Source organism: Cryobacterium shii (genome assembly GCF_004402595.1).
In the GTDB taxonomy this organism is placed as follows: Bacteria; Actinomycetota; Actinomycetes; order Actinomycetales; family Microbacteriaceae; genus Cryobacterium; species Cryobacterium shii.
The window spans coordinates 1-24260 of the sequence record NZ_SOFY01000085.1; the positions used below are offsets into that span (position 1 = coordinate 1).

General features: G+C 70.1%; 20 protein-coding genes and 1 pseudogene. 15 read left to right on the forward strand and 6 right to left on the reverse strand.

Annotation, left to right across the window (positions count from 1 at the left end; translation table 11 throughout):
- Positions 1 to 315: hypothetical protein (locus tag E3O49_RS16895; protein WP_134451884.1), on the reverse strand; the 315-nt coding region annotated here is incomplete at its 3' end.
- A 189-nt stretch (positions 316 to 504) separates the two neighbouring features.
- On the opposite strand from E3O49_RS16895, the gene erpA reads away from it, so the two are divergent.
- Positions 505 to 861, forward strand: a complete 357-nt coding sequence (gene erpA, locus E3O49_RS15920) for an iron-sulfur cluster insertion protein ErpA (RefSeq protein WP_134366555.1) — start codon at positions 505 to 507, stop codon at positions 859 to 861.
- A 60-nt stretch (positions 862 to 921) separates the two neighbouring features.
- Here the strand turns inward: erpA and E3O49_RS15925 are convergent, their stop codons facing one another.
- Together E3O49_RS15925 and E3O49_RS15930 are read right to left on the reverse strand one after the other, a co-directional pair.
- Positions 922 to 2907 carry an APC family permease gene (locus tag E3O49_RS15925; RefSeq protein ID WP_134402889.1) on the reverse strand — a complete coding sequence of 662 codons (1986 nt, stop codon included), beginning with the start codon at positions 2905 to 2907 and terminating at the stop codon, positions 922 to 924.
- 148 nt (positions 2908 to 3055) lie between these two features.
- Positions 3056 to 4381, reverse strand: coding sequence for an MATE family efflux transporter (locus tag E3O49_RS15930; protein ID WP_134402890.1), 1326 nt, complete (start codon positions 4379 to 4381; stop codon positions 3056 to 3058).
- Positions 4382 to 4601: 220 nt separating this feature from the next.
- On the opposite strand from E3O49_RS15930, the pseudogene E3O49_RS15935 reads away from it, so the two are divergent.
- The 4 genes and pseudogenes from E3O49_RS15935 (at position 4602) to E3O49_RS15950 (ending at position 10068) form a co-directional block, all read left to right on the forward strand.
- Positions 4602 to 5542 (forward strand): annotated as a pseudogene (locus E3O49_RS15935) (ABC transporter ATP-binding protein).
- Positions 5539 to 7158 (forward strand): ABC transporter permease, encoded by a 1620-nt coding sequence (locus E3O49_RS15940; RefSeq protein ID WP_134366553.1) that lies wholly within the window; start codon positions 5539 to 5541, stop codon positions 7156 to 7158. Before E3O49_RS15935 ends, E3O49_RS15940 begins: the two are co-directional and overlap by 4 nt.
- A 46-nt stretch (positions 7159 to 7204) precedes the next feature.
- Positions 7205 to 9169, forward strand: coding sequence for a M13 family metallopeptidase (locus E3O49_RS15945; protein ID WP_134451885.1), 1965 nt, complete (start codon positions 7205 to 7207; stop codon positions 9167 to 9169).
- Positions 9166 to 10068 carry a serine hydrolase gene (locus E3O49_RS15950; RefSeq protein WP_241975961.1) on the forward strand — a complete coding sequence of 301 codons (903 nt, stop codon included), beginning with the start codon at positions 9166 to 9168 and terminating at the stop codon, positions 10066 to 10068. The genes E3O49_RS15945 and E3O49_RS15950 overlap by 4 nt, the downstream gene beginning before the upstream one ends.
- 118 nt (positions 10069 to 10186) lie before the next feature.
- Here E3O49_RS15950 and E3O49_RS15955 read toward each other — a convergent pair whose 3' ends face one another.
- Together E3O49_RS15955 and E3O49_RS15960 are read right to left on the reverse strand one after the other, a co-directional pair.
- Positions 10187 to 10408, reverse strand: a complete 222-nt coding sequence (locus E3O49_RS15955) for a YbdD/YjiX family protein (RefSeq protein ID WP_134406227.1) — start codon at positions 10406 to 10408, stop codon at positions 10187 to 10189.
- Positions 10405 to 12708, reverse strand: coding sequence for a carbon starvation CstA family protein (locus E3O49_RS15960; RefSeq protein ID WP_134366550.1), 2304 nt, complete (start codon positions 12706 to 12708; stop codon positions 10405 to 10407). Before E3O49_RS15960 ends, E3O49_RS15955 begins: the two co-directional genes overlap by 4 nt.
- Before the next feature lie 173 nt (positions 12709 to 12881).
- On the opposite strand from E3O49_RS15960, the gene E3O49_RS15965 reads away from it, so the two are divergent.
- Complete coding sequence (locus E3O49_RS15965; RefSeq protein ID WP_134366549.1) at positions 12882 to 14267, forward strand: glycine--tRNA ligase; 1386 nt, start codon at positions 12882 to 12884, stop codon at positions 14265 to 14267.
- A gap of 419 nt (positions 14268 to 14686) precedes the next feature.
- Here the strand turns inward: E3O49_RS15965 and E3O49_RS15970 are convergent, their stop codons facing one another.
- On the reverse strand, positions 14687 to 16051 hold the full coding sequence (locus tag E3O49_RS15970; protein ID WP_134366548.1) for a glutamyl-tRNA reductase: 1365 nt from the start codon (positions 16049 to 16051) through the stop codon (positions 14687 to 14689).
- Positions 16052 to 16121: 70 nt separating this feature from the next.
- On the opposite strand from E3O49_RS15970, the gene E3O49_RS15975 reads away from it, so the two are divergent.
- From E3O49_RS15975 to E3O49_RS16015, 9 genes are all read left to right on the forward strand, one after another.
- Positions 16122 to 17288: a uroporphyrinogen decarboxylase gene (locus tag E3O49_RS15975; RefSeq protein WP_134451887.1), complete on the forward strand. Its 1167-nt coding sequence runs from the start codon at positions 16122 to 16124 to the stop codon at positions 17286 to 17288.
- The gene (hemG, locus tag E3O49_RS15980) at positions 17285 to 18808 is read left to right on the forward strand and encodes a protoporphyrinogen oxidase (protein ID WP_134366546.1); all 1524 of its coding nucleotides are present in this window, start codon (positions 17285 to 17287) and stop codon (positions 18806 to 18808) included. Before E3O49_RS15975 ends, hemG begins: the two co-directional genes overlap by 4 nt.
- 123 nt (positions 18809 to 18931) lie before the next feature.
- A complete protein-coding gene (locus E3O49_RS15985) occupies positions 18932 to 19309 on the forward strand; it encodes a YtxH domain-containing protein (protein ID WP_134365902.1) in 378 nt (125 codons plus the stop codon).
- A 43-nt stretch (positions 19310 to 19352) separates the two neighbouring features.
- The gene (locus tag E3O49_RS15990; RefSeq protein WP_160141136.1) at positions 19353 to 19799 is read left to right on the forward strand and encodes a phage holin family protein; all 447 of its coding nucleotides are present in this window, start codon (positions 19353 to 19355) and stop codon (positions 19797 to 19799) included.
- A complete protein-coding gene (locus tag E3O49_RS17260) occupies positions 19789 to 20163 on the forward strand; it encodes a hypothetical protein (protein ID WP_244285315.1) in 375 nt (124 codons plus the stop codon). Before E3O49_RS15990 ends, E3O49_RS17260 begins: the two co-directional genes overlap by 11 nt.
- Before the next feature lie 82 nt (positions 20164 to 20245).
- Complete coding sequence (gene hemQ, locus E3O49_RS16000) at positions 20246 to 21010, forward strand: hydrogen peroxide-dependent heme synthase (RefSeq protein ID WP_134451889.1); 765 nt, start codon at positions 20246 to 20248, stop codon at positions 21008 to 21010.
- On the forward strand, positions 21010 to 22104 hold the full coding sequence (locus tag E3O49_RS16005) for a ferrochelatase (RefSeq protein ID WP_134365905.1): 1095 nt from the start codon (positions 21010 to 21012) through the stop codon (positions 22102 to 22104). Before hemQ ends, E3O49_RS16005 begins: the two co-directional genes overlap by 1 nt.
- Entirely contained in the window at positions 22101 to 23054 is a 954-nt protein-coding gene (gene hemC / locus E3O49_RS16010; RefSeq protein ID WP_134365906.1) for a hydroxymethylbilane synthase, read from the forward strand. Before E3O49_RS16005 ends, hemC begins: the two co-directional genes overlap by 4 nt.
- The gene (locus tag E3O49_RS16015) at positions 23054 to 23845 is read left to right on the forward strand and encodes a uroporphyrinogen-III synthase (protein ID WP_134365907.1); all 792 of its coding nucleotides are present in this window, start codon (positions 23054 to 23056) and stop codon (positions 23843 to 23845) included. The genes hemC and E3O49_RS16015 overlap by 1 nt, the downstream gene beginning before the upstream one ends.
- Positions 23846 to 24260 lie beyond the last annotated feature (415 nt).

Below are 24260 nucleotides of genomic sequence, written 5' to 3' on the forward strand. Positions count from 1 at the left end.
AACCCCGCGCCTGGCGGACGCGCCCGCCGCATCGGAATCGGACCAACCAAACTCGTACGTACCGAGCCCCGCAAGTTCGGGGCGGTCAAGCAGGACATCAGCCATGTTTACCTCTTCTTCCATCCACGACAACCCGGATATTAGTCCGGTCATCCCCGGCGGGTCTCGATCAGGAGAACCGCGGGAACGGGTTGTGAGGACGGCTACTTTGCGCGCCTTTACACGTTCAAGGATCACGCCGTGCTGCATCGCGGTCATCTGGACAGCGCGCATAAAAAATCGTTGAACACCCCACCCTAGGCTCTTGGTTTTCATCTGGCTAGAGGCCGGCGGGGTTTCGCAGCAGCCCCGGAGGAGCGGATGCCCAGGCCGGTCCCCGAGGGCACGGTGGACACATCCTCCCCGCACGGAAGGGCCTTAGAGTGTCTGAATACTCGTGCCCACGACGTCGCTTCCACCGAGCGGGCCGGGCGCGAACATCCGACGTGAAAGTCCGAGGAACCCATGACCGACACCATTGCTCCCGCCAACCCCGCGCACGGAGTCGGCCTGACCGAGGCGGCCGCGCAGAAGGTGCGCAGCCTGCTCCGTCAGGAGGGGCGCGACGACCTGCGACTGCGCGTCGCCGTGCAGCCCGGCGGCTGTTCCGGCCTGATCTACCAGCTCTACTTCGACGAGCGCATCCTCGAGGGTGACGCGCGCGTCGACTTCGACGGCGTCGAGGTCGTCCTCGACAAGATGAGCGTGCCCTATCTCGAGGGCGCGTCCATCGACTTCGAGGACACCATCGCGAAGCAGGGCTTCACCATCGACAACCCGAACGCCGGCGGCAGCTGCGCCTGCGGAGACTCCTTCAGCTAGCGGACACTCCGGCGGCACGGGATCGGATCGGCGCGGCCTCGCATCCGTTCGCCGTCGGGTTCAGCCACCGCCCACATGGATGCCCGGCCGGCGCGCCGGATCGGTCTCGCTCTTGCGCAGGATCTCGCGCACCACGGGGGCGGTGTCGCCCTGGCCCAGCAACAGATAACGCAGGAGGTGCCCGATCGGGTTACCCTCTGACCATTCGAAGTAAGCCTGCGGGCGCACCTCGGTCGCATCCCGGAGGGCCAGCAGGATGGCCGCGATGGCGTTCGGGGCCGCCGGGCTCTCGGCGCGGAGAATGCGGTACCCGTCGACTTCGACGCCTCGGACGCGCAGCGTTTCGCTGAAGCTCGACGGATCGACCACGGTGATCTCCAGGAACAGGAGGTCGGCCGCGCCGGGAACGGGGTTCATGCCTCGCTGTTCCCGTTCCTTGTCGGCGTACTCCGCCCGGTCCCCGGTGGCCCGTTTGTTCGCGATCAGGTTGAGAGCCCCGTCGAAGACGATCGAGTCCCGCACGAAGCGACGGGCGGCCTCATCGAACTCGACCCGTTCCACCCGCAGCTCCGTCGTGCGCGACACCCGGGAGATCAGGGACACGGTGACGATTCCGAGGATGAAGAAGATCGAGATGGTGATCCCGTCGGGTTTCTCGATGATGTTGTCGACGAGCGCGTAGACCAGAACCAGGGTCAGGATGCCGAAGGCGATGCCGGCCCTCCGTTGCTTGTGGGTCACCGCCGAGATGGTGACCGCCACGGCCCCGGACACCATCATCGCCAGGATCCCGGTGGCGTACGCTCCGGCCTGGGCGTTGACGTCGGCGTTGAACCCGATCGTGATCAGCACGCTGACGGCCGTGTAGACCAGCACGACCGGTCGAACGGCGCGGCTCCACTCGGGGGCCATCCCGTAGGCCGGGAGGTAGCGGGGCACGATGTTGATCAGGCCCGCCATCGCCGATGCGCCGGCGAACCACAGGATCAGGATGCTGCTCACGTCGTAGACCGTGCCGAACCCGTTCCCGACGAGTTCGTGCGCCAGGTAGGCCAGCGCGCGACCGTTGGCATCGCCTCCCGGCTGGAACGCGTCGGCGGGGATCAGGACCGTCGTGACCAGGCTGCTGGCCAGCAGGTAGACGCTCATGATGACGGCCGCGGCGGTCAGTAGTTTGCGGGTGTTGCGGATGCGCGACGCGAGCCGTTCCTGGGTGGTCTGACCGCTCGCGGCGACCAGCGGCATCATGCTGACGCCGGTTTCGAAGCCGGAGAGGCCCAGGACAAGGAGCGGGAAGGCGATGATCGCCGGGCCGAGGATGTTGCCGAAGCCCAGGCCGCCCGAGGTCACGGCGTCGGTCCACGCCGTGAGCGTGCCCGGGTCGGTGACGATGCCGTACAGGCCGACGGCGATCACGATCCCGTTGAGGAGCAGGAAGATCACGACCAGGGGCACGGCGACCGCGACGGCCTCGCGGAAGCCCAGCAGGAACACCCCGCCGAGCACCAGGAGCAGCGTCACCGTGATCGGCACGGCCTGCCCCTCGAGGAAGGCCGGCGCGTAGGGATTCTCCAGCAGGTGCACCGTGGCATCCGCGGAGGAGAGGGTGATGGTGATGATCCAGCTCGTGGCGACGAAGCCGAGCAGCACCAGAACGAAGACCTTGCCCCGCCAGAACGGGAGGAGGCGCTCCAGCATCGCCACCGAGCCCTGCCCGTGCGGGCTCTCCTTGGCCACCCGGCGGTACATCGGCAGCATGCCGAGCAGGGTCAGGGCCACGATCAGGAGGGTGGCCAGCGGCGACAGGGCCCCCGCCGCCAGAACGGCGATGCCCGGCAGGTATGACAGGGTCGAGAAATAGTCGACGCCGGTCAGGCACATCACCTTCCACCAGGAGTGCGTCGACTCGGTGCTCTCCGCGGCCTCCGGCCCCACCGGCTGCACCTGGTTCTGCATCAACCAGCGAGCCAGGGGGCTCGGCGGCCCCCCGGGGAGGAGCGGCCGGGGAACGCTCTCGGGAATCTCCGGAACCTCAATTGCAGTCATCAGTGTCCTTTGCACACGCTTCGTGTCCGCCGATGGTCAGGTCGTGAGACCGCGCCGGCACAACCACCATTCTCGACCCCGTCGCGCCCGTTTCAACCCGGCGCGCCCTAATTGAGCTCGTCGGGCTGGGCAAGCGGCCCCGGCCGCGTCAGCGTGCGCCGACGACCATCCACCGGGAGGCCCGGGCGCGCAGCCCCAGGGTCACCGCGCGGGCGCCGAGGTACCCGAACGCGAAGGCCGACATCAGCCAGGCCAGGCCCGCGGCCCCGGAGGGCGCCCAGAGCATGACCGCGACGGCCAGCGGTGCGAAGGCGGCCAGGTTGACCACGCCGGTCAGGGCCAGGTAGCGCGCGTCGCCCGCGCCGATCAGCACCCCGTCGAGCACGAAGACCACGCCGCCGAGCGGAACCGAGAGCCCGAGCACGATCAGCGTCGCCGGCAGCAGGCCGCTGACCTCGGTCGCGGTCGTGAACAGCCGGCCGAGCACCCCGCTCGCGGCGACCACGAGAAGGCCGAGGGCGGCTCCGCTGAGCACTCCCCACTCGAGGCAGCGCCGCAGCACCGCGCGTACGCCGGCCAGGTTGCCAGCGCCGAGGCCCTGGCCGACGAGCGCCTGGGCCGCGATCGCGAGGGCGTCGAGGGCGAAGGCGAGGGTGGCGAAGAGTGTCATGGCGATCTGGAAGGCCGCCAGTTCGGGGGACCCGAGGCTCGTGGCGACGTAGACCGCGAGGAGCATGGCTGCCCGCAGGCTGACCGTGCGCAGGAACAGCCAGCCGCCGGACGTCGCGCCGCGCAGCATCCCGGCCCGGTGCGGGCGCAGGGGCGCGCCCTCCCGGCGGGCATGGCGGCCGACGACGGCCAGGTAGACGGCCACCATCGCCCACTGGGCGACGACCGTGCCGAGGGCCGAACCGACGATGCCGAGGCCCAGCCCGTAGATGAACAGCGCATTCAGCAGGATGTTGGCCGAGAACCCGATCCCGGCCACCCACAGCGGGGTGCGCGTGTCCTGCAGCCCCCGGAGCAGCCCGGTCGCCGCGAAGACGAGCAGCATGGCCGGCAGGCCGAACATCGAGATGCCCAGGTAGCTCGCGGCCGCGGCGGTGACCGCGGCATCCGCCCCGAAGGCGCCGACGAGGAGGGGAGTGGCGAACCAGCCGACAATCGCGAGCACCACGCCGAGGCCGAGGGCCAGCCAGAGCCCGTCGATGCCGACGGCGACGGCCCGGCGCCGGTCACCGGCTCCCAGCCAGCGGGCCACGGCGGGCGTGGTGCTGTAGGCCAGGAACACCATCAGCCCGATGATCGTCTGCAGCACCGCACTGGCGAGGCCGAGGCCGGCCAGCGGCACGGTGCCGAGGTGGCCGACCATGGCGGAGTCCGCGAGCAGGAACAGCGGTTCGGCGATGAGCGCGCCGACGGCGGGGAGGGCGAGGCGCAGGATCTCGCGGTCGATGGGCTGCGGGCGGAGCATGGTGACGGTGATGCTCACGACTCTAGTTCAGCCGTTCGGGAGCGCCCGGCCTCTCGCCCGCCGGGGCGCCGCGGGCCCGGTCGTGAGGGTGCCGCGCGCCGGGCCAAGTGTGCCCGTTCCGGTCGAGAGTGGCCGGCATTGCGGGCACTCTCGACCGGAATGGGAACAAGGGGCGGTGGGGGAGTCGGTTCCGGGCGCCGTGGGGCGCAGCTTGGGCAGCATGAGCGCCGTCATCGAGACCCGAGATCTGCAGAAGCGATTCGGCCGGGTGCGGGCCCTCGACGGCCTCGACCTGTCGGTCCCGGCCGGCGAGGTGCACGGCTTCCTGGGGCCGAACGGGGCCGGCAAGTCCACCACGATTCGCGTGCTGCTCGGCCTCTACCGCGCGAGCGGCGGCACCGCGACGGTGTTCGGCGGCAACCCCTGGACGGATGCCGTGGCCCTCCACCGCCGCATCGCCTACGTCCCGGGCGACGTGAGCCTGTGGCCCAATCTCTCCGGCGGCGAGGCGATCGACCTGCTCGGACGACTCCGCGGCGCTGACCCCGCCGCGAACCGGGACCGTCGCCGGCACCTCCTCGAGGTCTTCGAACTCGACCCGACGAAGAAGGGACGTGCCTATTCGAAGGGCAACCGACAGAAGGTCGCGTTCGTCGCCGCCCTCGCGACGGCGGCCGACCTGTACATCCTGGACGAGCCGACCTCCGGCCTCGACCCGCTGATGGAGGCCGTCTTCCGCCGTGAGATCCGGGCCGCGGTATCCGACGGCGCCACCGAACTGCTCTCGAGCCACATCCTCTCCGAGGTGGAACACCTCTGCGACCGGGTGAGCATAATCCGGGCCGGCAAGACCGTCGAGACCGGCACGCTGGCCGACCTCCGCCACCTCACCGGCACCGAGATCGCCTTCGCGAGCACGGGTCTGACGGATGCCGACCTGGCCGGCTGGCCCAGCGCATCCCGGCTGCCCGCGATCTGGTCAGCTCGAACGGGCAGGTGGCCTTTACCGCCGACAACGACGCCCTGCCCGAGGTGCTGCCGGTGCTCGCGCAGCTGCGGGTGCAGGGCCTGACGATCGCTCCGCCGTCGCTCGAAGACCTCTTTCTGCGCCACTACCGCGACGAGATACCGGGTCGGCCGGCCGCCGGAGCGTCCCGATGAGCACTCTCGGGCCTCTGCTGCGGCTCCGCCGCGACCGGTTGCAGGTGCCCGTCTGGATCGCCTCATTCGGCGCCCTGGCCTTCTTCAGCGGCGTCGCGGTGGCGGGCAACTTCGGCGCCCTGGCCGAGCGCGAGGCCCTCGTGCGCATCGCCGTGCTCACCCCCACCATCCTGATGTTCCGCGGCGCGCCCCAGGGCGCCGCGGTGGATGCGCTCGTCTTCTTCCTGACCTTCGCCACTATCGCCCTGATGGCCGCCTTCATGAGCGCCTTCCTCGCCGTGCGGCACTCGCGCGCCGAGGAGGCGTCCGGGCGGGCCGAACTGGTCGGTGCGACGCCGGCCGGCCGGCTGATCCCGCTGGTCGCCACGATGGTGCACGGCGTCGGGACGGCCCTCGCGGCCGGCGCCGCGGTGGCCCTGGGCCTGCTGGCAGCCGGGTTCGAGGCGGCCGGTTCGACCCTTTTCGGGCTGGCCGTGGCCGGCACTTCCGTCGTCTTCCTCGGCGTCGGCCTGGTCTGCGCCCAGATCATGCGCACCTCCCGGGGCGCGAACGGGCTCGCGTCGGCGCTGATCGGCGTCGCCTACGTGCTGCGCGCCGCGGGGGATGCCGGGGGCGCGCCCTCCGCCGACGGCCTCCGCATCACCAGCGCGTGGCCGAGCCGGCTCTCGCCCATCGGCTGGGGCCAGCAGACCCAGGCGTACACGACCAACAACCCCACGCCCCTGCTGCTCGACCTGGCGTTCGCGGCGCTGCTCCTCGGCGTCGCCCTGGTGCTGCAGGCGGTGCGTGACCTGGACTCCAGCCTGATCGCGGAACGACCCGGGCGCGAGCATGCCCGGCGCACCCTGCGGGGCTCGTTCGGCCTGGCCTGGCGACTGCAGTATCCGGCGATCCTCGGCTGGTCGATCGCCGGTCTGTTCCTCGGCGTGGTGGCCGGCACCCTCGGCGAGACGGTCGTCGACCTGGTGCGGGGGAACGCCGCGTTCGAGGGGATCCTCGCCGGGATGGCGGGAGGCGACCGCGGATCGATCATCGACGTGTTCACCGCGGCCCTGTTCGGCCTGATCGGCATTCTTGCGGCGGCGGCCGCGATGCAGGCGATGATCCGGATGCGCCAGGAAGAGGCCGACGGTTCGGCGGAACTGCTGCTCTCCGCGCCGTTGAACCGCGTGCGCTGGCTGCTCGACTACATCCTCCTCGGCGGCCTGGCCCTGACGCTGGTGCTCGCGACGGCGGTCGTCGGCGCCGTCCTCGGGCTGGCCCAGACGACGGCTGCCCAGGCGGGCGACCGGATTCGGAGCGTCGCCGAGTCCGGGCTCGCCCAGGTTCCGGCGGCCCTGCTCATCCTGCTCGCCGGGGCCCTGTTCTTCGCGTACCTGCCGCGCGCCAGCATCGGGATCGGCTGGGCCCTGCTGCTGGTCGCCGTGCTGATCGGCCAGTTCGGCGACCTCCTCGACCTGCCGGACTGGCTGCAGGCCCTCTCGCCGTTCAGCCACACGCCGGTCGTCGTCGGAACCGGAGCCGACTGGAGCGAGGGCTGGTGGATGGTGGGCATCGCGCTGTGCCTCGGCGCCGCGGCGGTCATCGGCGTGCGTCGGCGCGACCTGGCCCTGTGAGCCCGAACCCCGCGACCATCAGGCGAGAGCGCATAGGGTGGGAGGCATGACTGACCTGGTGACCGCGTCCGGAATCGACATCGACGAACTCGACCCCGCCCTCCGGCCGCAGGACGACCTCTTCCGCCATGTGAACGGCAAGTGGATCGCCCGCGCCGAGATCCCGGCCGACAAGGCCCGCTGGGGGTCCTTCTACCTGCTCGCCGAGGAGTCGGAGAAGGCCGTCAGGGTGATCATCCTGGACGCCCAGTCCGCGGTGCCCGGCACCGAGGAGCGCAAGCTCGGCGACCTCTACGCGAGCTTCATGGATGAGGAGCGCGTCGAGCGGCTCGGCGCGACCCCCCTCGCGGCCGACCTCGCCACCATTGACGGCATCACCTCCATCCACGCGCTGCTCGGCACCCTCGGCCGCTTCGAGCGCGCCGGCGTGTCCGGCGCCTTCCAGCTGCACGTGGACAACGACCCCGGCGACCCCGAGCGGTACCTGGTCTTCGTCGAGCAGGCCGGGCTCGGCCTGCCGGACGAGTCCTACTACCGCGATGAGAAGTCCGCCGCCATCCGCGAGGCCTATCAGGCGTTCCTGGCCCGGATGCTGGGCCTCGCCGGCCTCGCGGACGCCGCCGGCCGGGCCGAACGCGTCTTCGCCCTCGAAACAGAACTCGCCACCCACCACTGGGACAAGGTTCGTTGCCGCGACAGCGAGAAGACCTACAACCTCAAGACCTGGGGCCAGGTGACCGCTCTCGCTGCCGGCGCCGACCTGCAGCTCTGGCTGGAGGGGCTCGACGCCCCCGCCAACGCCTTCGACGAGGTCGTCGTGCGCCAGCCCAGCTTCGTGACCGGGCTCGCCGAGATGCTGACCGAAGACCGGATCGAGGCCTGGCAGGACTGGCTGCGGTGGCAGGTCATCCGTTCGAGCGCCGCTTTCCTCTCCAGCGACTTCGTCGAGGCCAGTTTCGACTTCTACGGCCGCACCCTGACCGGTACCCCGCAGCTGCGGGACCGGTGGAAGCGCGGCGTCTCCCTGGTCGAGGGAGCACTCGGCGAGGCGGTCGGCCGCATCTACGTGGAGCGTCACTTCAAGCCCAGCGCCAAGGCGAGCATGGACGTTCTCGTCGCCAACCTGGTCGAGGCGTACCGGCAGAGCATCATCCAGCTCGACTGGATGACCGAGGAGACCCGCACCCGGGCCCTCGAGAAGCTGGAGCTGTTCACTCCGAAGATCGGCTACCCGGTCAAGTGGCGGGACTATTCGAGCCTGCCCGTCTCCGCCGACGACCTGCTCGCCAACGTTCACGCCACGAACGAGTTCGAGTTCCAGCGGGAACTCGGCAAGATCGGCAACCCGCTCGACCGGGACGAGTGGTTCATGACCCCGCAGACCATCAACGCGTACTACAACCCGGGGTTCAATGAGATCGTCTTCCCGGCCGCGATCCTGCAGCCCCCCTTCTTCGACGACGCGCGCGACGCCGCGGCCAACTACGGTGCCATCGGCGCCGTGATCGGCCACGAGATCGGCCACGGCTTCGACGACCAGGGCTCGAAGTACGACGGCACCGGGCTCCTCATCGACTGGTGGACCGAGGATGACCGCATCGCCTTCGAGCAGCGCACCAGCTCCCTGATCGAGCAGTTCAACGAGCTCGCGCCCCGGCAGGTGCCCGACCACCACGTCAACGGTGCGCTCACCGTCGGCGAGAACAGCGGCGACCTCGGCGGACTATCGATCGCCTGGAAGGCCTATCTCCTCTCACTGGACGGCCAGGAGCCGCCCGTGATCGACGGGTTCACCGGCGCGCAGCGGTTCTTCCTCTCCTGGGCGCAGGCCTGGCAGCTGAAGATGCGCGACGAGGAGGCCATCCGCCTCCTGTCGATCGATCCGCACTCGCCCAATGAATTCCGCTGCAACCAGATCGTGCGCAACATCGAAGCGTTCTACACGGCCTTCGACGTCACGCCGGAAGACGAGTTGTGGCTGGCCCCGGAAAAGCGCGTCACGATCTGGTGACCGCCCAGGACTCAGAGCGACGGTCTCGTCACTCGTCCGCGCGCCGCGGGCGGCACGGCGGCACGGAGTCCGCGGGGAACTTCGGCCGCGGATTCCAGGCGCTTGGGGAGCTCGCCGTCGACGGGGTGCAGGTCTCGGCCCGGGCCACAGACCTGGTCACCGGCCGGGTGCTCTTCTCCGTCGACGACCACGTCGTCATGCCCACAGCGGGCATCGGCACCGTGCTCCTCCTGATCGAGGTGGCGGCCCGGCTCCGGGACGCCGACTTCGGCGCGTACACGATCCTCGATCGCACCGTCGCCGACTCGGCCGGCGGATCCGGCCTCTGGCAGCACCTCCAGGCGCCGTCGCTGCCCGTCGCCGACCTGGCGGCCCTGATCGGCGCGGCCAACGACAACCTGGCCACGAACGTGCTCATCCGTGCGGTCGGGCTGGACGCCGTTCGCGCCCGCACCGAACAGCTCGGCCTCGGCCGAACGGCCCTGCTCGATCTCGTGCGCGATCGCCGCGGTCCCGACGACGCGCCCCAGCTGTCGGTCGCCAGTGCCAAGGAGCTGACCTGGCTGTTCACGGCGCTCGCCCGGGGCGAGGTCGTCGACGCCGAGGCGAGTGAACGCGTGATCGGCTGGCTGTCGCTGGGCGCCGACCTGTCCATGGTGGCCAGCGCCTTCGGCTTCGACCCGCTCGCCCACCGGGAAAAAGACCACGGCCTGCTGCTGGTCAACAAGACCGGCACGGATGTCGGCGTCCGCAGCGAGGTCGGCATCCTGCGTGGCCCCCGCGCGGGCGTGACCTACGCGGTGTCGATGTCCTTCGCCGACACCCGCCTGTCTTCCCGCCTCGCCGTGCTGGACGGCATGCGCGCCGTCGGCCTCGACCTGCTGGAATACGTGCACTGACCTGCCGCGACGCTGCCCAGCGAGACGCTGACACAGCGCTGCCCCGCGAAGGGATCCTTCGCGGGGCAGCGGGCCGGTCGACAGCAGGTGTCAGCAGCAGGTGGTCACAAGTAGGTGCTCAGCAGCAGCGACCCTGCGGGTTGATGTCCTGCCGGTCGGTCTGGTCCCGCCAGAATTCGCGTTCCGTCATCATCCGCGGGGAGTCGCAGGCTGCGGCATCCGTGGCATGAAGCGACTCGTGGTGGGCCTTGTACTTGTCCCAGGCGTCTTCACCCATGACCCCTTTCACGAACCAGGCGACGTTCCTGGCGCCGGTGCGAACCGTGGCGAGGAGATTCATCGGCGGGTCGTCCTCTCCGGGGTGCCGACCTTGGCAACCTTGGCCTGCGCGGTCTGCGCGTCCCAGAGCGACGACAGGGCCTTCTCGGCCGGGGTCGCGCCGAAGCCCGACGGGGCGAACATCTGCGACGGCACCGCGTCATCTTCATTGGTGCCGAAGTCGCGGGTCTTGTAGGACTTCCATGTGGCCTGCACGGCGGTGATCATCACGATGATGGCCAGCACCACGAACAGGATCGAGAGGATGCCCTGAACCATCGTGTTGCGCACGACGGCTTCCATCGCCTCGACGGTCTTCGCCGTGCCGAAGGTCGTGAGCCCGTCATCGAGCGCCTTGGAGAAGGCGCGGTTCTGGGCGAAGTAGCCCACGGCGGGAACGGTCGAGAAGATCTTCAGGAACGACGCGTAAATGGTCACGACGGCGGCGAAGGTCAACGGCAGGGCCACGATCCACAGGTACTTGAACAGCCCGCGCTTGGCCACGATCGCCAGGCAGACGGCCAGCGCGATCGCTGCGAGCAGCTGGTTCGCGATGCCGAACAGCGGGAACAGTGTGTTGATGCCGCCGAGCGGGTCGGTGACTCCCATGATGAGCACGGCACCCCAGGCGGCGACCATGATGCCGGTCGTCAGCCAGGCGCCTGCACGCCAGGACGTGTTCTTGAACTTCGGGAAGAAGTTGCCCAGGCTGTCCTGCAGCATGAAGCGGGCCACGCGGGTGCCGGCATCGACGGCGGTCAGGATGAACAGGGCCTCGAACATGATGGCGAAGTGGTACCAGAACGCCATCATCCCCTGGCCGCCGATGACCTGGTGCATGATGTTGGCCAGTCCGACCGACAGAGTCGGGGCGCCGCCGGAGCGGGAGACGATGGTGGACTCGCCGACGTTCTTCGCCGTCTCGGTGAGCATGTCCGGGGTCAGGTTGACGCCGGTCAGGCCCAGGCCGTTCACGAATGCGACGGCGCCTTCGACGGTGCCGCCGGTGAGGGCAGCGGAGGAGTTCATGGCGAAGTAGATCCCGCGGTCGATCGACAGGGCGGCGACGAGCGCCATGATGGCAACGAACGATTCCATCAACATGCCGCCGTAGCCGATGAAGCGCGTCTGGCGCTCCTTCTCGATCAGCTTCGGCGTGGTGCCGGAGGCGATCAGGGCGTGGAAGCCGGAGAGGGCGCCACAGGCGATGGTGACGAAGAGGAACGGGAAGAGCGAGCCGCTCACCACGGGGCCGCCGCCGTTGACGAACTCGCTGGTGGCCGGTGCCGCGATCTCCGGGCGAACGATGATGATCGCGAGGGCGAGCATCCCGATCGTGCCGATCTTCATGAAGGTGGAGAGGTAGTCCCGGGGAGCAAGCAGCAGCCAGACCGGGAGGATGGCGGCCACGAAGCCGTAGATGATGATGCCGATCGCGAGGGGCAGCGGGTCGACGTGGAAGAAGGATGCGCCCCACTCGGTGTCCGCGATCATGCCGCCGCCGACGATGGCGGCCAGTAGCAGGATGAATCCGATGATCGAGATCTCGCTGACGCGGCCCGGGCGGAAGAAGCGCAGGTAGACGCCCATGAACAGGGCGATCGGGATGGTCATCGAGACCGAGAAGACGCCCCACGGGCTGGCCGCGAGGGCGTTGACGACGACGAGGGCGAGGATGGCCACGATGATGACCATGATCGCGAGGGTCGCGATCAGGGCGGCCGTGCCGCCGACCTTGCCGAGCTCGTCCCGTGCCATCTGGCCCAGGGAACGTCCGCCGCGGCGCATCGAGAAGAACAGCACCAGGTAGTCCTGAACCGCACCGGCGAGGACGACGCCGACGATGATCCAGATCGTGCCCGGCAGGTAGCCCATCTGGGCGGCCAGGACGGGACCGACGAGCGGTCCGGCGCCGGCGATCGCGGCGAAGTGGTGGCCGAAGAGGACTCGGCGGTCAGTCGCGGCGTAGTCCTTGCCGTCGGCCTTGTATTCGGCCGGAGTCGCGCGCCGGTCATCGGGCCGGGTCAGGTGCTTCTGGATGTAGTTGGAGTAAAAGCGGTACCCGATGAGGTAGGTGCAGACGGCGGCGAAGACGAACCAGATGGCGTTGACGGTTTCCCCGCGAACCACGGCGAGCATCACCCAGCTCAGGCCGCCGAGCAGTGAGATCCCGCCCCAGAGCGCGATCTTGGCCGGAGTCCAGTGCGCCTCTTCGGCGTCGTGCGTGGTCTGGTCGAGGGCTACGGGCAACAGCGCCGGATCCCGGTCCAGTGCGTCCACCCCCTCGGTTGAATCGTGTGGCGTGCGGGGCTTGGTGCCCATGATCTCTCCCTTGAGGCCCCGCAAGGACTGCGGAATTCCTTAGCTAGGCTAACAGCCGAACGGCGGAATCCGGACGCACGCCTAAAATAGGGTGAGCGCCGGTCGGCTTGTGCCTGATCCTCCGCGATTTCCCGCTCTTTCCACCTTTTCCACCTTCGACCATTGGAGCCACCGTGGCCGCCCCCACCCGCCTCGATTCCGTCATCGCCCTCGCCCGCCACCGCGGGTTCGTCTTCCAGGCCGGTGAAATCTACGGCGGATCCCGGTCCGCCTGGGACTACGGGCCGCTCGGGGTGGAGCTCAAGGAGAACATCAAGAAGCAGTGGTGGCGCTTCATGGTCACCAGCCGCAACGACGTGGTGGGCCTCGATTCCTCGGTGATCCTGCCGCGCAAGGTGTGGGAGGCATCCGGTCACGTCGAGGTCTTCAGCGACCCGCTGGTCGAGTGCACGAGCTGCCACAAGCGGTTCCGGGCCGACCACCTCGAGGAGGAATTCGAGGAGAAGAAGGGCCGCCCGCCCGAGGGCGGCATCGACGGCATTCCCTGCCCGAACTGCGGCAACCGCCACATCTGGACCGAGCCGCGCGCCTTCTCCGGCCTGCTCAAGACCTACCTCGGCCCGGTCGACGACGAGGCCGGCATGCACTACCTGCGCCCCGAGACCGCGCAGGGCATCTTCGTGAACTTCGCCAACGTGCTGCAGGCGGCGCGCATGAAGCCGCCGTTCGGCATCGGCCAGATCGGCAAGAGCTTCCGCAACGAGATCACCCCGGGAAACTTCATCTTCCGCACCCGCGAGTTCGAGCAGATGGAGATGGAATTCTTCGTCGAGCCGGGCACGGATGAGACGTGGCACCAGTACTGGATCGACCAGCGGATGGCCTGGTACACCGGCCTCGGCATCAACATCGACAACCTGCGCCTGTTCGAACACCCGGCCGAGAAGCTCTCCCACTACTCCAAGCGCACCGTGGACATCGAATACCGCTTCGGCTTCAGCGGCAGTGAATTCGGCGAGCTCGAAGGCGTCGCGAACCGCACCGACTTCGACCTGAAGACGCACGCCGCGGCATCCGGAAAGGACCTCTCCTACTTCGACCAGACGAAGAACGAGCGCTGGGTCCCGTACGTGATCGAGCCCGCTGCCGGCCTCACCCGCTCGCTGATGGCGTTCCTCGTGGACGCGTACCACGAGGAGGAAGTGCCCAACGCGAAGGGCGGCGTCGACAAGCGCACCGTGCTGAAGCTCGACCCGCGCCTCGCGCCGATCAAGGTCGCCGTGCTGCCCCTGTCCCGCAACGAGGCGCTGTCGCCGATGGCGAAATCCCTCGCGGCGCGGCTGCGCGAGTCGTGGAACGTCGACTTCGACGACGCCGGCGCGATCGGCCGGCGCTACCGCCGCCAGGACGAGATCGGCACCCCGTATTGCGTCACGGTCGACTTCGACTCGCTCGAGGACCAGGCCGTCACCGTGCGCGACCGCGACACCATGGCGCAGGAGCGCGTGCCGCTCGACGCGCTCGACGCCTACCTCGCCGTGCGCCTCCGCGGCGCCTAGCCGGCATTCGGCCGTCGTCGGCGCCCCGTCGCCGGGGTCTGTCGGCGTCGCCGCCGGTTTGTGCGCATAACTCCTGCAATTCGACACGGCCCGGCCGCGCTCCCGCGTGTTTCCGGGGCGCCGGCCGCCCCGCGCGACGAATTGCAGGAGTTATGCACGTGCTGGGCACCTGGGCGACCCGGAGAGTTGCCGGTGACCGGGTAGCGAGGCGGGGTGGTCTGCGGGGCTGACTCGGAAGAGCGGGGTGACCGGTGGGGCTAACTCAGGAGGAAACCCGGCCGGTGGGGCTAACTCAGGAGGAAACCCGGACGGGAGCCCGGGCAGGCCCGGAACGGCGGGACGCCGGCGGCCCGGCTCGGCGTTTCTCCTGAATTAGCCGCAAGAGGCGGCGGGAGACGGATGCCCGGACGAAGACGGGGTCAGGATGCCGCGGGGCCGATATCGGCCACCGTGGCCGACGAACCGGCGGCTGGAAGCTGAACCTCGATGCCGAACAGGGCGCCGAGCCCGGTCAGGTACGCGGCCTGCTCGCCGGCGCGGGCCAGTTCGCGGGACCGCACCATCGGGGTGTGCAGCAGCACGCCGGCGAGGTGGCGCAGGGCAGCCTCGGTCTGCTCGCTGGAGTCGCCCCGGCCGCGGGCCCGCAGGATCTCGCCGTCGAGGATGTCGAAGACGTGGCTGCGTAACGCGACGACGGCCGGGGCCAGGCTCTGTTCTTCGGCGACCGCGGAGAATTTGCGCGCCGCGCGGCCCACGATCAGGCGGGCGTCGCTGGTGGCATTGAGCTCTTCCAACGGCGCGTGGATGCGGATGGTCTCGAGGTCGAGGAGTTCCACCCCCGCCAGTTCGGTGACGTCGGGGTCGACGTTGCGCGGCAGCCCCAGGTCGATGATGAGCCGGCGCGGGGCCTCGGCCGCGGCATCCGTCGGGCAGGAAGGAAGGTGCGGCAGGGCGCCTCCGACCGGGGTCTGCGCCGTGACGGCCAGGCCGGCGCGGAGAAGCGCCGCGTTGACCACGTGGTCGTCGGCGGTCGTGCAGGTGAGGATGAGGTCGGCCAGGGCCGATTCCGCCGCGAAGTCCGCCTCGGCGACGGCGGTGATCTGGTGCGAGGAGGCGAATTTGCGGGCGCGGCCCGACGGGGAGTACACCCGCACGTCCTCGGCGCCGAGGTCGCGCAGGGCGGCGAGGGAGGCGCCGGCGTACCGGCCGGTGCCGACGAGGAGAACGCGGGTCTGGCCCCAGTCCGTGACGCGGCTCTCGGCCAGTTCGAGCGCGAGGCGCACCAGCGAACGGCCGGCGGCGCCGATCCCGGTGCGGTTCTTGACACCGCGGGAGGTCTGGGAGGCGCGCTGGAAGAGGCGCTCCAGTTCGGGGCTCGTGGTGCCGCCGAGGCGGGCCTGCTCAAGCGAGCGTCGCACCTGGCCGGCGATCTCGCCCTCGCCGACGACGACGGATTCGAGCCCGCTGGTGACGGCGAAGAGGTGCTCGGCGACGCTGCTGCCGTGCACGAGGTCCAGGGTGCCCCGGAGGACCTCGGCGGTGACGCCCGTGCTTGCGCTGACCCCGTCGATAGCGGCGTGAATGGCCGTCAGGGGGGATGCCCCCGCCGGTTCGTCGAGGTCGAGGTAGGCCTCGAAACGGTTGCAGGTGGCGACGATGACGGCTCCGACCAGGGCGGGATGCCGCTCCAGGATGTCTTCGGCCGTGTCGCCTGAGCCGACGGACAATCTCTCCAGCACCTCGAAGCTGGAGTTCTTGTGGCTGGCGGACAGGCAGATCAACACTCACCGAGTCTACGACGCCCCGGAGGGGGCGGAATCGCCCGCGGCTTGGAAGTTTGACAGAATCAAGGCAATGAACCTCGACGCGCAACACCCTCTGGCCACCGGACTCACCACCGATTCCCGCCTCATCCGCGCCTACCAGGGCACCCGACCGGACGTGACGCCGGTCTGGTTCATGCGGCAGGCCGGTCGATCGCTGCCCGAATACCGGTCGCTGCGGGTCGGCACCCGCATGCTCGACGCCTGCCTCGACCCGGAGATGGCGAGTGAGATCACGCTGCAGCCCGTGCGCCGTCACAACGTCGACGCCGGCATCCTGTTCAGCGACATCGTCATCCCGCTCAAGCTGGTCGGCGTCGACGTGGAGATCGTCGCCGGCATGGGCCCGGTGCTCGGCCAGGCCGTGCGCACCGCCAAGGATGTCGCGGAGCTCACCGCCCTCGATCCGGCCGTGCTCGAGCAGACCCTCGCGCCCATCGGCCAGGCCGTCGCCCGCACCGTGGCCGAGCTGGGGTCGACGCCGCTGATCGGTTTCGCCGGCGCCCCGTTCACCCTGGCGGCCTACCTCGTCGAGGGCGGACCGTCCAAGGACCACATCCACGCCCGCACGCTCATGCACGCCGACCCCGACGCCTGGGCGGCCCTGATGGCCTGGACGGCGGAGGTCACCGGGCGCTTCCTGCGCGCCCAGGTCCTGGCCGGCGCCAGCGCCGCGCAGCTGTTCGATTCCTGGGCGGGCGCGCTCTCCCTGGACGACTACACCCGGTACGTCGCCCCGGCGTCGGCCGCGGCGATCGCCCACGTGCGTGACCTCACCTACGGCGAGGGCTCGGCCGCAGGGGCCGCCGGCACAGGCGCCGCCGACACCACCGACACGGATGCCGCGGCCTCCGTGCGCCGCAACGTCCCGGTCGTGCACTTCGGCGTCGGCACCGGCGAACTGCTCAAGGAGATGCACGGCGTCGGCGCCGACGTCGTCGGCGTCGACTACCGGGTTCCTCTCGACGAGGCCAACCGCCGACTCGGCGGCCTGGTCCCCGTGCAGGGCAACGTGGATCCCGCGATGCTCGCCGCCCCGTGGCCGGTGCTCGAGGCGCACGTTCTCGACGTGCTCGAGCGCGGCCGCACGGCGCCGTCGCACGTGCTGAACCTGGGCCACGGCGTGCCGCCCCTGACCGACCCGAACGTTCTCACCCGCCTGGTGGCCTTCGTACACGAGGTCACCGCCGGCGCATGAAAGACGTCATCGTCATCGGCGGCGGGGTGGCCGGTCTCGTGGCCGCCCGCGCCTGTGCGCGAATCGGGCTCAGCGTAACCGTCCTCGAGGCCACCGCCGCGCTCGGCGGTGCGGTCGGCAGCCACGAGGTGGCCGGCCTCCGCCTCGACAGCGGCGCCGAGAGTTTCGCCGTGCGACGCAACGCCGTCGCCGAGTTCGTGGACGGCCTCGGGCTGACCGACCGGATCGTGGCCCCGAATCCCGCCGGGGCCTGGCTCCACCTGCCCGACGACCGCACGCCCGGCGGTTCCCTCAGCGTTCCCCTGCCCAAGGCGGGCGTACTCGGCATCCCCGGTTCGCCCCTGGCCGATGACGTGCGGCGGGTGATCGGCTGGAGCGGCGCCCTGCGCGCCTACCTCGACCGGCTGATGCCGGTTCTGACGATCGGCCGCGAACACAGCCTGGGCGAACTCGTGCGCAAGCGGATGGGACGCCGGGTGCTCGACCGGCTCGTCGAACCGGTCACCACGGGCGTGTACTCGTCGTCGGCCGACGACCTCGAGGTCGACGTCGTCGCCCCCGGGCTCAACTCAGCGCTGACCGTGACGGGTTCCCTCTCCGGCGCCGTCCTGTCGTTGCGTTCGGCCGCGCCGGCCGGTTCCGCCGTGGCCGGCCTCCACGGCGGCATGTCCAGCCTGGTCGGGGCGCTGGTCGCCGATCTCGAGCACTTCGGCGTGCAGATCGAGACGGATGCGCCTGTCACCGCGCTCCGCCGCGCCGGCAGCGACGAGGAACCGACCTGGACGGTCACCCGCCGCCCGGCTGCCGCAATGACGGCAACGGCTTCGACGCCGGCAACCGCCGCGACGCCGGGGGATGCCGCCACGCCCGCCGCGGATGCCGCGGGCCCGGAGCCCCTCGACGCCCGCTTCGTCATCATCGCGACCCCGGGCGCACAGGCGCTCGGCCTCGTCGCCTCCCTCAGCCCGGCCCATGCGGCGCTCGCCGAACTCGCCTGGCCGAGCCCCACGGCGATCGAGCTCGCCACGATCGTGATCGACGCACCGGAGCTCGACGCGAATCCGCGCGGCACCGGCGCGCTCGTCGCCTCCGGCACGCCCGGGGTGACCGCCAAGGCGCTCACCCACGTGACCGCCAAGTGGGAATGGGTGGCCGCGGCCGCCGGTCCGGGGCGCCACGTCATCCGTCTGTCCTACGGCCGGGCCGGCCAGGACAGCCCCACCGCCGCCCTGTCCGACCAGGAACTGCTCGCCCTCGCCCTCCGGGACGCCCGCACGATCCTGGGTGTCGACCTCGACGCCGGGGCCGTGCAGGGCTTCGCCCGCACCGTCTGGGGCGACGCCCTGTCACCGGCAACCGTGGGCGCCCCCGCCCGGGTGACCCAGGTGCGCGAACTGCTGGCCGCGACCCCCGGGCTCGAACTGACCGGTGCCTGGCTGGCCGGAACCGGCCTCGCCTCGGTGATCCCGGATGCCCTGGCCGCGGCCTCCCGCACCCGGCACGCGGCCCTCGGCCTCTAGGGTTCGGCCCGACCAGCCTGAGAATCGGCACCCGGTTTCAGATCGGCGCCGTCGGAGATACGTCTCATCCCGGATGGGGGATACTCTGATCAGATACGTGCACCTTGAGGAATGGAGTCACACATGCGGGGAAAGCTTCTGTTCGTCACCGGCGGACTTGTCGGCTACGTTCTCGGCGCGCGCGCCGGGCGCAAGCGCTACGACCAGATCGTTGCGGCGGCACAGGACCTGTGGAGCCGTCCGCCCGTGCAGCGCCGGGTGAACGAGGCCCGCGACTTCGCCCTCGAGCGTGTCGGGGATGTGCCCTCGGCGCTCCTCGAAGGGGGCCGCAAGCTGGTCGCCACGGTTCAGGCCAAGACCGGGCAGGACAAGGCCGGGCAGGACAAGGCCGGCCGAACGACCGGAACCACGGATGTCCCCACGGTTCGCCGCGTCACCGTGACGACGACCGGTCCGACGACCTCACCCGCTGAGCCGTTCGACTCGGCTCCCTCCGCCTGAGCCACGACGTAGCCGCCGCGACATTTCGAATGAAGGGGGAACTGTGAGCAACAGTGGAGTCAAAATCAATGGATTGAACGGCAACGGCCTCAACCCGAAGATCCGCCGTTCGTTGTCCTCTCTGCTCGGCGAACTGCCCGGTCAGATCGGCGCCCTCGTGCAGGCGGAGCTCCAGGCGTTCAAGGCCGAGATGGCCGACAAGGCGAAGAACGTCGGCTTCGGCGTCGCACTGTTCGTCGTGGCCGGCGTGCTGGCGTTCTTCGCCACCGGCGTGCTGGTCGCGGTCGCCGTGATCGCGCTCGCCCTGGTCCTGCCGCTGTGGCTGGCGGGGCTGCTGGTTGCCCTGGCCATGCTGCTGATCGCCTTCCTTCTGGCGCTGCTCGGGCGCAACCGGGTGAAGGCCGGAACCGCGACGGATCCGAACGGCCTGACGGCGAGCATCCGTCGCGACGTAGACGTTTTCAAGGGAGTTGGCGACTATGAGCACTGAACCGAAGATGAGCGCTGCACCGAAGACGAGCACCGAACTGACGACGAGCATCGCGCCGAAGACAGGCGCCGAGTCGAAGACCATCGTCGTGCCGGTCGAGCCGGCAAAGTCCGCGCCCCGGTCGAAGGCCGAGTTGCGCGGCCAGGCGTCGGACGCCCGCGCCGAACTCGCGCGCACCCTCGACGCGATCGAGTACAAGCTCAACCTCCCCAAGCAGTTCCGGTACAAGTCGCGCCGGGCCGTGCTTCGCCTGCGGCGGATGCGGGACGAGAACCCCCTGGCGCTGGCCGGCCTCGCCGCGGTCGCCGCCGCGGTCCTGGGCGGATCGGTCTGGCTCGGGGCGAACGCCGTCCGCCGCCGCTGAACCGCGGCTGAACCGTCGCGAACCGGCGTGGAGCCGCGGCCGTCTTTTGGCTCTCGGACCAAAGAAGTAGAGACTAGTACCCATGACTCACCCGGCTGCCGGAGAGGCAGTAAACCCACCTCACTCCACCACCTCTGCCGAGACCCACCCTCCGATCGACCCTCCCGAGGCGTCGCCGCAGGGGTTCACTCTGTTCGCGGTGCTGCGCAAGGACCCCGCGAACCCGGACGACCTCGACGGCCATGACGTTCCCCACGCTGTGCTCGAGCTCGACGACGTCGTGGACCTGGTCGAGGCCGAGGGCGTCACCGTGCGAGGCTTCTACGACGTCTCCGGACTCCGGGCCGACGCCGACGTGATGATCTGGACCCACGCCCCGGACGCCGAGACCCTGCAGTGGGCCCATCGCCAGCTGCGCCGCAGCCGCCTGCTCAAGAGCCTGCTGCCGACCTGGAACGCCATGGGCGTGCACCGCGACGCCGAGTTCAACAAGAGCCATGTGCCCGGTTTCCTGCGCGGAGTCGAGCCCAAGGGCTGGCTCACCGTCTACCCGTTCGTGCGCAGCTACGCGTGGTACCTGCTGCCCGAGGCCGAGCGCAGCAAGATGCTGGCCGACCACGGCCGCAAGGGCGCGGCCTTCCGCGGCGCGATCGCGAACACGGTCTCGTCCTTCGCCCTCGGCGACTACGAATGGCTGCTTCCGATCGAAAGCGACGAACTCACCGAACTCGTCGACCTGATGCGCGAGCTGCGGGCCACCGAGGCTCGCCGTCACGTGCGCGAAGAGGTCCCGTTCTACACCGGCCGCCGCATCACGACGGCCGAACTCGTGGAGGTTTTGCAGTAATGACAACTTACGACGCCATCCTGCTCGCCGGTTTCGGCGGCCCAGAGGGCCAGGACGACGTGATCCCGTTCCTGCGCAACGTCACCGGCGGGCGCGGCATCCCCGAGGAGCGCCTCGAAGAGGTCGCCAAGCACTACCGCCACTTCGGCGGGGTCAGCCCGATCAACGACCAGAACCGCGTGCTCCGCGCCGCGCTCCAGGCCGAGCTCGACCGCCGTGGCATCGACCTGCCCGTGCTCTGGGGCAACCGCAACTGGGCGCCCTACCTGCGCGATACGATCGCCGAGGCCAACGAGAACGGCCAGAAGCGCCTGCTCGCCATCGCCACCAGCGCGTACAGCTCCTACTCCGGCTGCCGCCAGTACCGCGAGGACTTCGCGGCGGCACTGACCGCAACCGGCCTCGAGGGCGTGGTGCAGATCGACAAGGTGCGCCAGTTCTTCGACCACCCCGGCTTCGTGACCCCGTTCGTGACCGCCCTTCAGAAGGGGCTTGCGGATGTCGAGGCCCAGGTTCCCGGCATCGACCCGGCGACCGAGGTGGAGATCCTGTTCTCCACCCACTCGATCCCGATGACCGACGCCAACAAGAGCGGCCCGGCCGAGCGCGGTTTCGGCGAGGGCGGCGCGTACGCCGCGCAGCACCTGGCCGTGGCCCAGAAGGTCATGGCCGGCCTGGACATCCCGTGGCAGCTGGTCTTCCAGTCCCGCAGCGGCCCGCCCAGCATGCCGTGGCTCGAGCCCGACATCAATGACGCCATCACTCTGCTGCCGGCCCGGGGCATCCGTGCCGTCGTGATCGTGCCGCTCGGCTTCGTCAGCGACCACATGGAGGTCATGTGGGACCTCGACAACGAGGCCACCGAGACGGCCGGGGAACTCGGCCTGGTCTCCGTGCGCGTGCCGACGCCCGGCGTCGACCCGGCCTTCGTCAGCGGGCTGATCGACCTGGTCGAGGAGCGCCTGAACGACACCCCCGACGCCGATCGGCCGCATCAGACCGACCTCGGGCCCTGGTACGACGTGTGTCGCCCCGGCTGCTGCGAGAACGTCCGCCTGGGCTTCAAGCCCGCCGTCGCCGGGATGGCTCCGTGAGCCTGATTCGCGTCGGCACGCGCGGCAGCGCCCTTGCCCTGGCCCAGACCACGGCGATCGCGAATCGCATCGCGACCGCGGCCGGCGCCGAGGTGGAGATCGTTCCGATCACGACGCACGGCGACACCTCCCGGGAACCCCTGTCGAGCCTGGGCGGAACCGGCGTCTTCGCCAGCGCCCTGCGCGAGTCCCTGTTGGCCGGTGACTGCGACGTGGTCGTGCACTCTTTGAAGGACCTGCCGACCGCCGCCTATCCCGGCCTCCGCATCGGCGCCACCCCGAAGCGCGCGGATGCCCGCGACGTGCTGGTCGCCCGCGGCGTGCTGACCTTCGACACGCTGCCCCAGGGCGCGCGCGTGGGCACCGGCTCCCCGCGGCGGGTGGCCCAGCTGCTAGCGCGGCGCCCCGACCTCGACATCGTCGACATCCGCGGCAACGTCGACACCCGACTGGGCCGGGTCGCCGAGGGTGACCTGGACGCCGTCATCCTGGCTGCAGCCGGCCTCAGCCGGCTGGCCCTCCTCGAATCCGTCGACGGGGAGTACCTGGAACTCTCGGAGTGGCCCACCGCTCCCGGCCAGGGCGCGCTCGCGATCGAGGTGCGCGAGGGGAAGATCGACCGGGCCCTCGCCTCGGCGCTGGCCACCCTCAACCACGCCACCACGCAGGCCACGACCACCGCCGAGCGGCTCGTTCTGGCCCGGCTCGAGGCCGGCTGCGCCGCGCCGATCGGCACGATGGCAGCCATCGACGACGGGCTCCTGTTCCTCACCGCCACGGTCTACAGCCCGGACGGCACCCGCAGCGTCGTGAGCTCTCACGCCGCCACACCCGAGTCGCACTCCCTTGTGCACCTGACCGAGGCGGCCGAGGATGTCTCCGACCGGGTGGCTCGAGACCTGCTCGCGGGCGGCGCTGCCGGGTTCGCCCCGATTGAGGTGACCTCGTGATGACCGCGCGCTACCGGAAGATCGAACCGGCCGACAAGCCGCTGACCGGCTGGCGCGTGCTCGTGCCCCGCGGCGGCCCCTGGGGAGACCACGTCGCCGCCGACCTGCGGGCCAGGGGGGCGCAGCCGATCGTCGCGCCGATGATCAACTTCGCCGCGACCGACGACGCCCCCGCGCTCGACGAGGCCCTGGCCCGTCTCGCCGCCGGCGACTTCGACTGGATGACCGTCACCAGCGCCACCACGGTCGACGTGCTCACCTCTCATCGCGCCGTCGTCGCCTCCGGCACGCGCATCGCCGCGGTCGGCGAGACCACGGCCGCCGCTTTGATGGCCGCAGGCTACCGGGTGGACCTCGTCCCCTCCGAGGACAACTCGGCCCGGGGACTGCTCGAGGAGTGGGAGGCGGCCACCTCAGGCCAGGTGCCGCTGCGCATCCTGACCCTGCGGTCGGAGATCGCCAAGCCGTTGCTGACCGAGGGTCTGCGCCGCATCGGCCACGACGTCTCGTCGGTCGTCGCGTACCGCACCATCGGGGTGCCGGTGGATCAGCGTGTCGTCGCCGATGTCGCGGCCGGCAACGTGCAGGCCCTGCTCGTCACCTCGGGGAGCGTCGCCCAGCAGGTCAAGGACCAGTTCGGCCCGATTCCGGAGACCACCGTGGTGGCGTGCATCGGACCGCGCACGGCGAAGGATGCGGCCGCGATCGGCCTGCGGGTCGACGTGGTGGCCGACGCGCCCAGCGCCGAGTCCCTGATCCAGGCGCTGGTGCACGTGGCCGAGTCCCCCTGAGGTCCCCTCTCCCGGTCGCACCCTTATCCCGGTCGCACCCTCTCCCGGTCGCACCCTTATCCCGCTTCCCCTCCCCGCAAACTTCGTCTTCGTCTTCGTCTTCGTGTTCGTGTTCGTCTTCGTCGCCGAGCCGTGAGTTTGGCCCCTGTTTCTCGCCCGGGGAGGGGCCGAACTCACGGTTCGGCGAGGTTTCGGCGCCGCGTTTCCGCCGTTGGGGAGCAGGCGGCTGTGAGAGGTCAGGGCGTCTTTCAACCGCCGATCCCGTCGGTTCATCGGGCGGGCGGATGGCTGGGTCGTCCCACGAGTAACACCAGCTTCATTCGTAACTATCTGCGAAATACTTTGGTAAATAGTTGAGATAGTCTCGACACCACGTACGCTTTTTGCTAAAATCGGGGCATGGCAGGAGCATCCG